Genomic DNA, 13906 nt, shown 5'->3' on the forward strand with positions numbered 1-13906 from the left:
GCGTTTGAGGCGCGGGTCCGGGCGGAGCCCGGTGCCCGGCGGAGCCGGGTTCCTCGGTGCGCCGCCCCGAACCCCGCGCCTCAAACGCCGGCGAGGCCGAAATGCCCCCGCTTCGAAAGCGGCGGCCGCTGACATGGCCAACCGCAGCCACGAAAGGGGGCGGGACTGACATGGACAGACGCGGGTGCGACAGGCGGCGGGGCTGACATGGGCAGCCGCGGGTGAGGCAGGCGGCGGGGCCGAAATGGGCAGGCCCGCAGCGGAGGCACCGGTGGGCCAAGTGCCGACAGGCCGGAGTGTCCGGGCTGAAGCGTCCGGCGGCGGAGTCGGGATGCCCGGCCCAGCGGCTCAGGCGGCGGCGAAGACGGCTGAGGCGTCCGCCGCGTAGGCGCGCAGCAAGGGCTGGATGCCGCCCACCGGATCGTCCGCCGGGCAGGGCGGCAGCAGGCGCCGCAGTTCCGTGGGGGTGGCGTGGCTCAGCAGCCAGCCGCGGGCCCAGGCCGGGTCCCCGGCCCGGTCCGCGCTGCGGATCCCGGCTTCTGCGGCGGCGTACGCGGCGCCCGGCACCTGCCCGGTGATGACCGGGAAGAGGTGTTCCTCCTCGGCCTCGATGTGGTCGACCAGCAGGTCCCGCTGCCGGCCGAGGACGTCGGCCAGCGGCCGCGCGTGCCGCCCGGGCTCGGCGGCGAAGCGGTCCGCGGTCGCGTCGCAGTCGGCCTGGAGGGCGTCGAGCGCCTCGTGGTCGTCGACGAAGCGCACGATGTCGGCGACGGCATCCGCCGCGTCGGCCACCGCGTCCAGGACCACGGGCCACAGGATCTCGTCCTCGCCGCGGTGGTGGCCGCGTACGACCTCGTTGTAGCGGTGGACGTACGCGGCGATGGCGGCGGCCCGCGCGGGCGACACCTCGGCGGCGGCCGTGGCCAGGCCGTCGAGCAGCCGGGCGAGGCGGTCGATGTCGGTGAGGATCGCCCGGTGCGCCAGCCGGATCCCGGTCAGGTCGGGAACCGCCGGAAGGGGGTGCCGGGCCGGCGTGGTGTCGTGTTCGCTGTCCATGGCACGACTGTGCGCGGTCGGGGTCGGCGTCCGGTCAACGTTCGATGAACGCCGCCCGCGCCCGTAGGCTCGTACCTCCGCCCCGCCCTCCGGATCCTGGGAACCACCATGCCGTACACCGGTCCGCAGTCCGTCGACCGCGCACTGGAGATGCTCGACGCCGTCGCCGACGCGGGCGGGCCGGTGAGCGCCAAGGCGCTGGCGCGCCGGCTGGAGTGCTCGCTGTCCACCGCGTACCACCTGCTGGCCCCGCTGACCGAGCGCGGCTACCTCGTGCGCACCGCGCAGGGGTACGCGCTCGGGCCCCGGATCCCCGGGCTGCAGCGGAGCCTGATGCAGCATCTGGAGCCCGTCCCGCGCATGGCGGACGTACTGGCCGGGCTGCGCCGGGCGACCGGGGCCGAGGCGTACTACACCGCCTACCGCGGCGGGCTGATCACGGTGGTCGACACGACGGCTCCGGTCACCGACACCGGCAACCCGTTCACCCCGGGCCGCGAGACCCGGGCCCACGCCACCGCGCACGGCAAGGCGCTGCTGGCCGAGCTGCCCCGGCCGGTGCTGCGCCGGTACCTGGCCGAGCACGGGATGCCCCGGCTGACCCGGGCCACCATCACCTGCGCCGAGGTTCTGGAGGCGGAGCTGTCCCGGGTGCGCGGGCAGGGCTTCGCGGTGTCGGTCGGGGAGGTCGATCCCGCGTACACCTGCCTGGCGGTGGCCCTGCCACGCGGGCGCGAGGGCGGGCGGGGCCGTGACGGCGGGGCCGTGCACGCCCTGTCGGTGTCGCTGCCGACCGGGGAGTTCCGGCGGCGCCCGCAGGAGATCCGGGCGGCGCTGGCGCAGGCGGCCGCGGGCTGCGGGTGACCCGCCTGCGGGACCGTTTTTCCGATGCTGCCGGAAAACCGGGTGCCGCGGCGTGCACCGGGCCCGGCCGCCTGCCAAGGTGGTCCGCATGATCTTCATTGCCGTCAGGTTCGACGTCCGTCCCGAGTTCAGCGACAACTGGCTCACGCTCGTCGACGACTTCACCCGTGCCACCCGCAACGAGCCGGGGAACCTCTTCTACGACTGGTCGCGCAGTGTCGACGACCCGAACAAGTACACGCTCCTGGAGGCCTTCGTGGACGCCGAGGCAGGAGCCGCGCACGTCGCCTCGGACCACTTCAAGGCCGGGATGGAGACGCTGGCCGGCGCCATCGCCACCACCCCGGAGATCATCCACGTCGAGGTGCCCGGCCAGGGCTGGAGCGCCATGGCCGAGCTGTCTCCGCGCGACTGACCCGCCGTAACGCCCGCGCTGTCAAGCGGGTAGGTCCAGCAGGCGCGTGGCCATCTCGCGCATCTCGACCTTGCGGATCTTCCCGGTCACGGTCATGGGGAACTCCTCCGCGACGTGGACGTAGCGCGGGATCTTGAAGTGGGCCAGCCGTCCGTCGCAGTAGGCGCGGACGGCTTCGGCCGTGAGCGGCTCGGTCCCCTCGCGCATCCGCACCCACGCCATCAGCTCCTAGCCGTACTTGGCGTCGGGCACGCCGATGACCTGGACGTCCAGCACGTCGGGGTGGGCGTGGAGGAACTCCTCGATCTCCCGCGGATACACGTGTCCGACACGTTGTCGGGGCGCTGTATGGCCATCTGGCGGGCGTTCGCGGGGTCGTCGGCCTTCAGCTTCAGCCTGGCTCGGTCTTCCGGTGTGGCGCCGAATTTGGCGGCTCTGAGGCGCACTTCAGATGCGAACTCCCATCGGCCCTTGGCCTACATTGTGTGATGCATCAGGGCTGCGTCGATGAGGAACAGCCAGTCAGTCGCTACGAAGGTCTGCGCCTGCGCTGACTCCCGCCAGGAGTCCCCCCAGAGCTGAGTCATGGGGTGCCAGGGAAGGCACTCCCCCGTCGCCTCGTCGACGCCTAGAACGCCCTCCGGGAGCTCTGGACCGCGAAGCTCGTCGTCCGGGACGATCACCGTCTCCGGCTCCGTGGCGTTACGCCGGCGGCGCTTCGACGGGTCCTTTGGGGCGGGGCCTCGTCCGGCCATGACACCTCCTTTCAAGTGCAGTTGCAGGCCGCTGACCTGAGTCGTTGGCGTCCAAACGGATCACGCTGCTAGCTTGCGTCCAAGAGGGGCCAACGTCGGCCCTTCTGAGCGAGGGCGGCAACGTCCTTGCGCCCGCGGGGCAGGGTCCGACGTCCGAACCGCGGGACGGGGAAACCGTCACTCGATTCGAGAGGTCTGTTCCACCTCAGATTCGCGCGGCCTTTAGTTGGTCGCCGTCGGGCGGCTCTGGTTTCGACCACACATGTGGTCGGGCCGAGCGCGCCCCGCATCTGGCCCGACCGAAGCAGGAAGGTTCTTGGCGGTGAAGCCGACGCGGGATCCTTGACGATCTTCCTCGGCCAGCGAGCCGCGGATCTCAAGTCGGCTCGGGATCAAGGTCACCTTGATCGTCGTCGGCGATCCATTCGTGCCAACCTTGATCCTCAGGTCAGCTCCAACACGTCCAAGATCCACGCCGTTGACGATCACGTGCGTCACGCTGACACCATCCTCGCCCGTGTCGTCCCGCTCCTCCAGGACCACGTGCGCGCCCGCGCTCATCGGGGCCACACATGCGTGGATCGCGATGGGTAGCGCGTCAGTGCAGCCACCGTGCGAGGCCAGTAGTCAGGCAGCGTGCTCCAGGGGTTGCCACTGGCGAAGGTGGCCGACGTCGCATAGACGTGGTGGCAGCCGCGCCTACGGGCCAGGCCCACGGCCTCAACTGCCTCGTCTGCCGCGGCCTCGTAGATCAGGTGGGCCGTGCGCTCCGGCTGGAGGGCAGTGAGCCAGTCAGGCAGCGTCAGCGCACGGTACGCGGCCATGCTGCCCTCGAAGGTCACCACAACGTCGGCCAGGTCCACCACCGCAGGGGCGGGCACCGTACCGCAGTTGAGAACCACGTATGCGATGCCGGCCTCCCGTAGGTGCAGCACCGTGCGCGCGACGTCCTGGACGTCAGCAGCGTCGGACGAGACACGGTCGATGAAGGCGCCCGCGATCCCTCGGCTGACCCATTCCTGCGCCTGGCCCTTCATGTCAAAATCGAGGACCGCACCATAGTTGTGTTCGATGTACCCGCAGAGCACTGCACCCGACCCCACCGCCTTTGCGGCGGCCGTCAGGACGGTGTCCTCCGGACTACCGGGGCCTGAGTTCTGGTTCACCACGACCCACGAGACAGGCTGATCGTCAGCCGACAGAGCAGCCCATGCACGGGAGTTCGTCCCGGGGTGTACGTAGAGCGGGATCCCGCCTTCATCGTGTCCGCCATCAGTCGTCCTCCAGCGCGGGATGTGTCGCCGTCGGCCGGCGGGTCTGTACGCGGGTCCTGGCGGCTGCTGTGCCGCCCTCGTTGGCGCTCTTCCGCGCGTGGTGCCACGGGCAGAGGAGCTGAAGATTCTCGTCCCGGTGATCGTCTCCGGGGATGATGTGGTCGACGTCCGTCCCGGGCAGTTCGCACCGTCGGCCGTCGCTGTAGCGAGCCGTGCAGACCCCGCCGTCGCGGCGGATGATCCGGCGCCGGATCCGGGGCCAGTCCTTCGGGAGACGCTGCCGTCGGTCGCTTCCGTCCCCCGCCATCCGGCTACCTCCCAACGTGCATGCGAAAGCCCCGTCTCCGGAAGGGAAGACGGAGCCGCAAGGGGTGTCCTACGCTCAGCGCATGCTGAAGAAGCTCCTCAAGAAGATCTCGATTCCGCCCATCGACGAGGCGGCTGGCGACGCGTGGAAGGCCGGCGACACGGTGTTCATCCGGAAGTTCTACCCGCGCCCCGGGGGCCAGGACGTCGACCTCGCGAAGGCGATCCAGAACGTCACGGCGATCGGGTGGGCGTTGGCCAGCACACAGTTCGAGGGCGATGGGCTCCAGCGACACGCGAACCTCGTCTTCACGAGGCCTCAGTAAGTCGGGACGGCAGGACTCGAACCTGCGGCGTCCGGCTCCCAAAGCCGGCGCTCTACCGCTGAGCTACGTCCCGTTGCGCACACGGTGCGCAGCGCGATAGTGTGTGATCGATAGCCAACTACCTTTGGAGATCCCCATGTTGCACATGTGGCTACAGGCGTAAGCGCCTGCCGACTGCTGACGGCCTCGCGCCTCGCCCTAGGTGAGGTGTGTCCTCAGTCAGCGGTTCGCCACAACAGCATGGAGGAACGGTAGTGTCGACTAACACGACCCGTCAGCGCGTGTGTAACCATCCCGGCCGTGACATCGCAATCGTGGCTCTCGTCGCTGCGCTTATCGCACTCGTCACGTACATCGTCGTTACGGGGCTGAAGGCCGGCCCTCTCGTGGGCGTCGGCTCGGCCGGTAGCGCATTCGCCGCCGCGTTTACGGCGGGCATGGTGGTCCTTCAGTACGTCAAGCACGACGCTTAGCCAGGGTGGTGGGGGCGGTACACAACCGTCCCCACAGCCCTCTCTTCCGGACCGTGAGGCCCGGGTGTGCAGCGTCGCGGCAGGATTCGAACCTGCGATTCCACCGCCGGATGAACATCCCCGGCGCGCGTGTACTGCCTCACACCGCGCAACGCTGGAGCCCTCGGCAGGATTCGAACCTGCGACCCGCGTCTTACGAGGACGCCGCTCTACCACTGAGCTACGGGGGCTAGCCACCCCCGACGGGACCGACCGTCAGGGGTGCGCGTCGAATATCAACCCGGCCCGTGGCCGGTCCACCTCGTCGCCAGGGTGGGGGACGCAGCTTCGTACCCTCGTCGGTCCGCGGGTCGTACGCTGTGCCGGCGCTCCCGACCGGATTCGAACCGGCGGCCCTCCGCTCGACAGGCGGACGCTCTAACCACTGAGCTACAGGAGCAGTGGGCTTGACCTGAGCAGCCCTAGGTTCACCAGCTGTTTATAACGCGCAGCGGAGTCAAACGCGTTGTGGGCGACCCAGTGGCCCCGGAGGGCGGGTGAGCCGTCGTGCGTCATGGAACAGCCGGCGCCGCTCGACCGCGCATCTACCCGGAGGAGAGCGCGGGGAGCGCAGGAGCGGCGCCGGCCGTCGGAGGGAAGTCGGGCCGCCCGCCATTCGCGACGGTCGCGGATCTTCCCTCTACTAGTGTTATGGGGGGACGTCATCACTTTGCCTCGTCCGTCCCCGTGTCAGGCCAGTGTGCAGAGTGCTCTACCAAACCCCTTTTTCACCTTTCTCTATACCGCGTTAAGGGAAAAATGAAAGTGATGGTTGGTAGGACACTTTCGACGCCGGATTGGCATCTGACGTCACGCAGTGCGACGAGCGCCACTCAGTCGTGACTCTCCGCGACGCGATCGGCCGCTCCGACGGGGCGCGAGGAGGAGACGGGCCGACGAGGTGGTCTCGGATCCGCCTGTCGACGACGCACCGAGCGCGGCGGAGTTGAGGCCGACGCGCTCGACTTCGTTATCTTGTTGTTACCTAGATCGACTCTACGGAGGCCCACCGGATTTCCACCCGGCTGAATCCGTCGAACCGCGCCCGATCGCGCGTCGTCTCAGCCTTCGTGACCGTCAGCCCGTCGATAGCAAGCCGCAGAAGCTCGCGCTTCATACTGCCGTCCGCGGCCTCCCATGCTTCCCTTGCCGCCTCAGGCTCCAGCAGGAAGCTAATGTCGACGGTAGCCCCACCGACAGCCTTCAGCGTTTTACGTGCCGCTTCCATGTCCTGATTCACGTCCTGCCACGCCGGCTCAAAGAAGCGCGCGGCGGGCCCCTCGTAGAGACCCTTTCGCCGGTCACGGAGGAGGCGCTCCATCTGTGCTTCAGCGGCCTTCAGGGCGGCCCTGGCCTCCTCGATCTCCGCTGTCTCCTCAGGCTGCGTGAGGGCCCCCCAGCGCTCGGCCACGACGATGAGGAGGGGATCTTCCTCATCGGCGTTAGTTAGGCGGTCCAGCCACCTCTGCACAACGTAGCTTTCGACGGCCGGAGCGAATGCTGACGCAGGGGCCTTGCAGGCCGTCCATGCCACTCAGCCCACTGACGCCCTCGCGACTCCTGCATTGCCGGAGACAGGTCTCCCCGTCGCCCCGCGATCTTGACGGACTCGGGTCGCGCCCTTGGGGAAACCGGTGGTCCCCGAGGTGTACTGGATGTTGACGGGGTCGTCGGGGCTCAGCCCGGTGGCCGCCCGCTCCAGGTCGGCCCGGTCGCCGCGGCGGCCCCGCTCCAGCAGGGAGGTCCAGTCGGGCCCGTCGAGCAGGACGGTGAACTCCAGCTCCGGGCAGCGCGGCCGCACCTCCTCGATCACGCCCGCGTAGTCGGAGGTCTTGAAGCGGTCCGCCGCGACCAGCAGCCGGATACCGGACTGCCGCAGCACGTACTCCAACTCGTGGGCGCAGTAGGCGGGGTTCACCGTGACCAGGACCGCCCCGATCCGCGCGGTGGCGTACTGCACCAGCGTCCACTCGGCGCGGTTGGGGGACCAGATGCCGACCCGGTCCCCCTGCGCGATGCCCAGGCCGAGCAGGCCGAGCGCCAGGGCGTCGACGTCCGCCGCGAACTGCGCGTACGTCCACCGCCGCCCCGTGGCCACCTCCACCAGCGCGTCGCGGTCGGGGAAACGGCGCACGGTGCGGTCCAGGTTCTCCCCGATCGTGTCGCCCAGCAACGGCACTTCGCAGGCCCCGGCCGCATAGCTCGACGCGGCGGACACACGTACCTCCTGGATCGGTGGCGGACCTGCGTCCTCAGCGCAGGCAGCCGATGATCCGGATCGGGATCTCGGCGCTGCCGGTGAGTCCGGAGGCCGGGTCAGTGGCGGTGAATACTAGCGGGTACGTGCCGTCGGGCAGCAGGGGTACGAGGAAGCGGCCGGACGCTCCCGAACCCAGCGCCACCGGCCCGTTCGGCCCCTTGATCCGCCAGGCGGTGTCCCCCGGATCGGTCAGCGGGCGGTCGCCCGGCCGAGTGCGGGCGCTGCCGGTGAACGACTCCTCGCAGCCGCGTCGCAGGGTGCCGCCCTGTTGCGGCTGGGAGACGGACACCTGGGGCGGCTGCGGCCGCGGGGAGGGGGAGTTGTTCCCGGGCGGAGGGGACGACTGCCCGGGGCCCGGGGTGGCCGATGCGCGGGGTGTGGCCGATGCGCCGGGCGAGGCGGACTGTCCGGGTGAGGCGGTGGGGCCGGGGTTGGGCGATCCCGAGGGGCTCGCCCCGGGCGGAACCGCGGAGTCCGAGGGGCTCGCCGTGACCACGGGCGGGACCTTCGGCTGCAGGGGCGCGACGGCCTTCTTCGGGGGCGACGTCGGCTCGGCGTCGAAACTCGCACAGACCACGGTGGCGACCACCGGCTGCTGTGCGGGCATCGTGGCGCCGCGCAGTACCTGGTCGTCGGCGCCGTGCCCGTGGTTGTCGAAGTAGGCGTTGCCCGTGAGGGTTTCGCGGTCGCTCTTCTCCAGCCAGACGGTGTTGCGGTACATCTCCCCGGATTTCTGCTGGTTGACGCCGGTGACGTGCCACGCCTTCACGGCGGTACCGGTCGGCTCCCCCCGGGCGGGCGCGTCCGCGGCCGCGTACAGGAAGCCGTCGCCGAAGAAGCGCTGCGGGGCCTCGGCGCCTTCGGATTCGTTGGGCGCGGGGAAGTGGAAGCCGCCGCCCACCACGAGCTTGTCCTTCGGGCAGCGTACGGCGGCGTCCGCCCGGCCGCCCGCGGCCACCGCCACCTCCGCGGTGGCGGTGGCGGACGACTTCACCCGCACGCAGACCGGCCGGACACCGACCGCGAAGTTCGCCTGGGGCGGCTGCGGGTCCAGGATCCGGGTCTCCCGACCCGCGTCCTCCGACCTGGGGAGGTGGAAGGGGCGGTCGCTCAGCGCCGTGCCCGGGTTGACGGACACCTGCCATTGGGTCGGGGTGGCGCCGGGCGCCGCGGTCAGGGGCCTCAGCTCCTCGAGCGGCACCGGGACCGCGGACTTGCCCTGCACGGTCCGGCCGGCCAGGAACTCGGTGGCGACGGGCGTGTAGCCGCCGGCGCAGGCCGGCTCGGCGGCGGGGTGGTGGGCCGCGTACGCGTACGGCCCCTCGGTGGTCAGGTCGCGGATGGAGGTGCCGTCACCCATCGAGGTCACCTTGTTGTCCCGGTCGCGGAACGCGGGCGCCTGCCACTTGAAGTCCAGTGCGGACTGGCGTTCCACCCGCGCGTTGATGCACAGGGCGTACACGGTGAGGGTGGCCGCCGCGTCCCCGGGGTTGACCGCGACCGCCCGCCAGTGGTCGCCGAGGAAGTAGCTGCTGGTGGCGAAGCCCGCGCCGTCGATGGCGTACCCGCCGCCGATCGGGGTCTCGTGCGACTGGCAGCCGACGAGCGTGCTCTGCTCGCTGCCGGGTGCGACGGAGACGGACTGGCTGCGCTGTACGACGGCGAGCCGCGGACCGGGGTCCACCGTCGCCCACCACACCCCGGCGCCCACGGCGCCGGACACCGCCAGGGCGCCCGCAGCCGCCACGGCGGCCGTTTTGGTGCCGGCCGCACCGCCCAGTTTCGCGAAGAACCCCGAGCCCATCGCCCCCGCCCCCCCTCGCGCCGCTCAGTTGCGGCCTGGGCAATGTAGCGCCGGTCGGGAAACAGCCACAGAGGCCTGAAGTATCGGTTCTTCCAAGCCTTCACCATGAGTTGGCGCAGCCGGGGGGTGGCACTGGTGCCACCCCCGGAACGGATGGCAGTGCCATCGAACGGGGACGGTCCGCCGGGCGAGGATCGAGTCGACCGACAGGCCCCGAGGGGGAGACACACCATGCACCTGTTCACCAAGCCCGCCCGATGGCTCGCGGCCGCGGCCTGCGGACTGCTCGCCGCGACGGCCCTGCCCGCGGGAACTGCGGGCGCGGCAACGACCGCAGCCGGAGCCGGCCCCGGAAGCGCCTTCGGCGCCGGAGCCGCTCCCGCCGTCCCGGCGCGCTACCTGCAGCAGAAGCTCGACTGGCAGCCCTGTGCCTCGGCTCCGCTGGAGTGCGCGTCGATGACGGTGCCGCGGGACTGGTACCACCCGGACGCCGGCCCCTCCCTGACCATCGCGGTCTCCCGCCTGCGCGCGCCGGACCCGGCCGCGCGCAAGGGCGTGCTGATGATGGCGGCGGGCGGCCCCGGCGCCTCGGGCCTGCCGCGCCCGGCGCGGCTGGCCTCGTACAGCCCGAAGCTGGCGGCCGCGTACGACATCGTCGGCTTCGACCAGCGGGGCGTCGGCGCGAGCACGAACGTGGTCTGCTCCGACCAGGACGAGGTCGACGCCCTGTTCACCGGCGGCGACCTGCGCGACCGCTCCCCCGAGGCGCTCCGGCGGACGGTCGACCGGGCCCGCGACTTCGTACGGGACTGCCGGCGCAACTCGGGGGACCTGCTGCCGTACGTCACCACCGACCAGGCGGTCCACGACATGGACCTGTACCGGCAGCTGCTGGGCGTGCCGAAGGTCTCGTACTACGGGCCGTCGTACGCCGGCTTCCTCGGCGCGTACTACGCCACCGAGTTCCCGCGCAGCGTCGAACGGGTCGTGCTCGACAGCAGCGTCGACTTCTCCGGGAGCTGGGAGTCGTTCATGACGGGCCAGCCGCTGAGCTTCCAGCGCCGCTACGAGCAGGACTTCCTGCCGTGGCTCGCCAGCAACGACGCCTCGTACCACCAGGGGCGCACACCGGAGGAGGTCCGCGGCGGGTACGAGCGGCTGCGGGCCGCCCTGAGCGCACACCCCCTCGACATCGAGGGGACGGTCATCACGGCGAACCACCTCGACGCCGCCACGAGCGACGCGATGTACAACGAGGAGAAGTTCCCGGCCCTCGCCCAGCTGCTGGGCCTCCTCCAGCACCCCGACCAGGCCCCGGCCCCGGCGCGCAAGGCCGTCGCCGAACAGCTCAAGCACCCGCTGCAGGCCGGCTTCGCCGCCGACTTCTTCACGGTCACCTGCGGCGACACGGCCTGGAACCGCGACACCCGCTCCTGGGTGCGGCACAGCGAGGAGTCCACGCGGACCCATCCACTGGTCGGGGCGCGCGAGCTGACATTCGCCTCCGTCTGCACGAACTGGCCGCGGATGCGGACCCCGCAGGTGAAGGTGACCGGCGAGGGGCTGCCGCCGGTGCTGATGCTCGGCTCGCGGAAGGACCCGGCCACGCACTACGAGGGCGTACAGCGCGCCCACCGGGCGCTGGCCGGTTCGCGGCTGGTCACGGTGGAGGGCGGTGACCACGGCCAGTTCCAGAACCACAACGCCTGCGTCGACGCGCACGTCGAGGCGTACCTGCTGGACGGCACCCTGCCCGGCGGGGACACGACGTGCCCCGCGCCGGCCCGGGCGGCGGGCACGGCCTGACGGCTGCGGCGGGTCGGGTGCCGCGGGTCGGGTGGGAAGCCCGGCCCAACCCGGCCCGCCGCACCGTGTGTCACTCCTCGATGGCGCCGCCGGTACGCCGCAGGTGGCGGCGGAAGGTGTACGAGGGGTCGGCCTCGCGCAGGACGAGGTAGTCCTCGAAGGCGGTCTGGTGGCGCAGGGTCTCGCCCGCCCGGATCCGGCGGGCCTGCTCGCGCTCGGTCGCGCTGATCCGCAGGGCGGTCTCCAGCACCTCCTCGACCCGGGCGGCGCCGACGAACAGCACCCCGTCGGCGTCCCCGAAGACGAAGTCCTCTCCGGTCACCCGGTGCGGCCCGAACCGGGCGCTGCTCAGAGCCTCCGGCTCCCGCTCGTCCAGCCGGACGGGTCCGGCCGGGTAGGCGCCGTAGCTGAACACCGGGAGGCCGATCTCCGCCAGCTCGGGCGTGTCGCGGTGCAGCCCCCACACCACCAGGCCCGTGATCCGGGCGGACGCGGCCTCCAGGACGGCCAGGTCGCCGACGCAGGCCTCGTCGGTGCGGCCGCCGTTGTCGATGACCAGGACGTCGCCGGGCTCGGCCCGCCCGTACGCCTCCAGGAACACGTCGACGCTGCCGTAGTGGCGTACGGGGAGCACGGGCCCGGCGACCCGCCCGCCCGTCACCACCGCCCCGACGCCGGGCGGTGCCACGCGCAGCGGCACGCCGGTGCGCACGCACGCGTCGGCGATGAGCGGCGTGGACAGGTCGGCGAAGTCCTTCAGCATGGTGCCGGCTCCCCTTCTCTCCGGGCTCTCCCGGACCGGTGCGGTACGGCCGCGGTCGGCCGCCGTCCTCCATGGTGCCGCGCCGGTGCCCGGGAAGCGGGGCCGCGTCAGGGGATGTCGGTGTCCGAGGGCTCCGCGTCGTAGGCGTGCGGGTCGTCGGTCATCCACTCGATGAGGGCGGAGTCCCCGAGGACCACCTCGTCGGGGTCGGGCACGCCGGCCCGGCGCAGGAACTCGATCACGTCGGCGTCGCTGCGGGCGAGGCCCAGGACCGAGTCGCGGCCCTCGGCCCGCAGGGAGACCCGGCGGCCGCCCGCCGGCGCGATCCGGTGGACGGTGATCGGCGCATGGTGCATGGGCCCAGCCTCCGCCCCCGGCGGCGGGGCCGCATCCGGACGCGGCCCCGCCGTCCGCCATCGGGGAGCCCGCCTCCCCCGCTCGGCTACGGGGTCCCGGCGGTCGCGGTGGTGACCGGCAGGGCCCGCAGCGCGTGGAAGCGGAACGTGGCGGCCCAGGGGAGCTCGTCGACCGGCCGGGCCGGACGGAGCGCGGGCAGCACGTCGAGGAGGGTGCCCAGTGCGATGGTGAGTTGCAGGCGGGCCAGCGGGGCGCCCAGGCAGTAGTGCAGGCCGTGGCCGAGCGCGAGATGGGCCTTGTCCGCACGGGCGAGGTCGAAGCGGTCGGGGTCGGGGTAGCGGGCCGGGTCGCGGTGCGCGGAGGCCAGGCAGAACAGGACGGTGTCGCCGGGCGGGATCCGTACGCCGCCGATCTCGACGGGCTCGGTCGGGAAGCGGCGGACCGCGGTCTGGTTGGACGAGGTGTGGCGCAGCAGTTCCTCGACGGCGGCGGGCAGCAGCGCGGGGTCCGCTCGCAGGGCGGCCAGCTGCTCGGGGTGGGTCATCAGGGTGAGGGCGCCGGCGCTGATGACGTGTTGGACGGTCTCGCTGCCCGCCATCAGGATCAGGAAGGCGAGGGAGACCAGCTCGTCCTCGGTCAGCCGGTCGTCCTCGTCGCGGGCCGCGATCAGGTCGGAGAGCACGTCGTCGCCCGGGCGGGCGCGCCGCTCGGCCACGAGGTCGACGAGGAACCGGTGGACCGACCCCACGGCCGCGCCCAGCTCCTCGCGGGAGCGGGGCGCGAGCATGGTGGAGATCCAGCCGGCGAACCGCTCCTGGTCGGCGTCGGGTATGTGCAGCAGTGCGCCGATGACCCGCAGGGGCAGGGGGTGGGCGTACGCGGCGACGAGGTCGGCCTCGCCGTCGTCGGCGATCGCCTTTTCGAGGCGGGCGGCGAGGTCGCGGGCACAGGCCCGTACGGCGTCGCCCAGCATTTCGACGTGGCGGGGGGTGAAGCCCTTGGAGACCAGGCGGCGCAGGCGCAGGTGGTCCTCGGGGTCGATGTTGAGGAGGTTGCTGTCGAGGGCGGGCGGCAGGGAGAAGCCGCTGAAGCCGGTGGTGGAGTGCCGCTTGTTGACCGAGAGCCGCGGATCGTTGAGCCCGGCGCGCACGTCCGCCTCATGGGTGACGAGCCAGACGGGCGAGCCGTCGGGCAGGGCGATGCGGTGCACCGATCCGGCGGCGCGCAGCCGGGCGTAGAGCGCGTGCGGGTCGGCCGCGAACGATTCGTCGAAGGGGCGCGGGAGTTGTGCGGTGTCGGGGTGCCGGTTCATGGGTGTCCTGGGTGTCCTCACGGGTCGATTGCCCCATGATGCACGGGCGATGGCCGGCACCGTTCGGGCGGTCGTACGCGCGCCCGTTCGGGTGGC

Annotated in this window: 12 protein-coding genes, 3 tRNA genes and 2 pseudogenes; 4 read left to right on the top strand and 13 right to left on the bottom strand. The window is 71.8% G+C overall.

Annotated elements, in window-relative coordinates:
• Positions 1-348: 348 nt before the first annotated feature.
• On the bottom strand, positions 349-1056 hold the full coding sequence (locus AB0F11_RS31990) for a hemerythrin domain-containing protein (RefSeq protein WP_362181305.1): 708 nt from the start codon (positions 1054-1056) through the stop codon (positions 349-351).
• Positions 1057-1164: 108 nt separating this feature from the next.
• On the opposite strand from AB0F11_RS31990, the gene AB0F11_RS31995 reads away from it, so the two are divergent.
• Together AB0F11_RS31995 and AB0F11_RS32000 are read left to right on the top strand one after the other, a co-directional pair.
• Positions 1165-1920 (top strand): IclR family transcriptional regulator C-terminal domain-containing protein, encoded by a 756-nt coding sequence (locus AB0F11_RS31995; protein WP_362181308.1) that lies wholly within the window; start codon positions 1165-1167, stop codon positions 1918-1920.
• Between the two features lie 88 nt (positions 1921-2008).
• Positions 2009-2335: a putative quinol monooxygenase gene (locus AB0F11_RS32000; RefSeq protein ID WP_362181311.1), complete on the top strand. Its 327-nt coding sequence runs from the start codon at positions 2009-2011 to the stop codon at positions 2333-2335.
• A gap of 21 nt (positions 2336-2356) precedes the next feature.
• Here the strand turns inward: AB0F11_RS32000 and AB0F11_RS32005 are convergent.
• The 3 genes and pseudogenes from AB0F11_RS32005 to AB0F11_RS32015 all read right to left on the bottom strand — a co-directional run.
• Positions 2357-2659, bottom strand: a pseudogene (locus AB0F11_RS32005) (AMP-binding protein); the annotation flags it as partial.
• A gap of 653 nt (positions 2660-3312) precedes the next feature.
• Positions 3313-3651 (bottom strand): hypothetical protein, encoded by a 339-nt coding sequence (locus tag AB0F11_RS32010; protein WP_362181314.1) that lies wholly within the window; start codon positions 3649-3651, stop codon positions 3313-3315.
• On the bottom strand, positions 3648-4505 hold the full coding sequence (locus tag AB0F11_RS32015) for a spherulation-specific family 4 protein (RefSeq protein WP_362181363.1): 858 nt from the start codon (positions 4503-4505) through the stop codon (positions 3648-3650). The genes AB0F11_RS32010 and AB0F11_RS32015 overlap by 4 nt, the downstream gene beginning before the upstream one ends.
• Before the next feature lie 248 nt (positions 4506-4753).
• Here AB0F11_RS32015 and AB0F11_RS32020 point away from each other — a divergent pair, with 248 nt between their 5' ends.
• Positions 4754-4996 carry a hypothetical protein gene (locus AB0F11_RS32020; RefSeq protein WP_362181316.1) on the top strand — a complete coding sequence of 81 codons (243 nt, stop codon included), beginning with the start codon at positions 4754-4756 and terminating at the stop codon, positions 4994-4996.
• A gap of 1 nt (position 4997) precedes the next feature.
• Here AB0F11_RS32020 and AB0F11_RS32025 read toward each other — a convergent pair.
• The 6 genes and pseudogenes from AB0F11_RS32025 to AB0F11_RS32050 form a co-directional block, all read right to left on the bottom strand.
• Positions 4998-5069 (bottom strand) — tRNA-Pro (locus AB0F11_RS32025).
• Between the two features lie 555 nt (positions 5070-5624).
• Positions 5625-5699 (bottom strand) — tRNA-Thr (locus AB0F11_RS32030).
• Between the two features lie 136 nt (positions 5700-5835).
• Positions 5836-5908: transfer RNA gene (locus tag AB0F11_RS32035), tRNA-Asp, on the bottom strand.
• A 585-nt stretch (positions 5909-6493) separates the two neighbouring features.
• Positions 6494-6979 (bottom strand): hypothetical protein, encoded by a 486-nt coding sequence (locus AB0F11_RS32040; RefSeq protein WP_362181318.1) that lies wholly within the window; start codon positions 6977-6979, stop codon positions 6494-6496.
• Positions 6980-7120: 141 nt separating this feature from the next.
• Positions 7121-7726, bottom strand: a pseudogene (locus AB0F11_RS32045) (AMP-binding protein); the annotation flags it as partial.
• Between the two features lie 34 nt (positions 7727-7760).
• On the bottom strand, positions 7761-9572 hold the full coding sequence (locus tag AB0F11_RS32050; protein WP_362181321.1) for a hypothetical protein: 1812 nt from the start codon (positions 9570-9572) through the stop codon (positions 7761-7763).
• 231 nt (positions 9573-9803) lie between these two features.
• Between AB0F11_RS32050 and AB0F11_RS32055 the strand changes: the two genes are divergently transcribed.
• Positions 9804-11378, top strand: a complete 1575-nt coding sequence (locus tag AB0F11_RS32055) for an alpha/beta hydrolase (RefSeq protein ID WP_362181324.1) — start codon at positions 9804-9806, stop codon at positions 11376-11378.
• A gap of 70 nt (positions 11379-11448) precedes the next feature.
• On the opposite strand, the gene AB0F11_RS32060 is transcribed toward AB0F11_RS32055, so the two are convergent.
• The 3 genes from AB0F11_RS32060 to AB0F11_RS32070 all read right to left on the bottom strand — a co-directional run bounded on the left by AB0F11_RS32060 (position 11449) and on the right by AB0F11_RS32070 (position 13810).
• Positions 11449-12141, bottom strand: a complete 693-nt coding sequence (locus AB0F11_RS32060; RefSeq protein ID WP_362181327.1) for an RraA family protein — start codon at positions 12139-12141, stop codon at positions 11449-11451.
• Between the two features lie 107 nt (positions 12142-12248).
• Complete coding sequence (locus AB0F11_RS32065) at positions 12249-12497, bottom strand: hypothetical protein (RefSeq protein WP_362181330.1); 249 nt, start codon at positions 12495-12497, stop codon at positions 12249-12251.
• A gap of 86 nt (positions 12498-12583) precedes the next feature.
• Positions 12584-13810, bottom strand: a complete 1227-nt coding sequence (locus AB0F11_RS32070) for a cytochrome P450 (RefSeq protein ID WP_362181333.1) — start codon at positions 13808-13810, stop codon at positions 12584-12586.
• Positions 13811-13906 lie beyond the last annotated feature (96 nt).

Origin of the sequence: Streptomyces sp. NPDC032472 (assembly GCF_040636955.1) — a bacterium.
Lineage (GTDB): Bacteria > Actinomycetota > Actinomycetes > Streptomycetales > Streptomycetaceae > Streptomyces.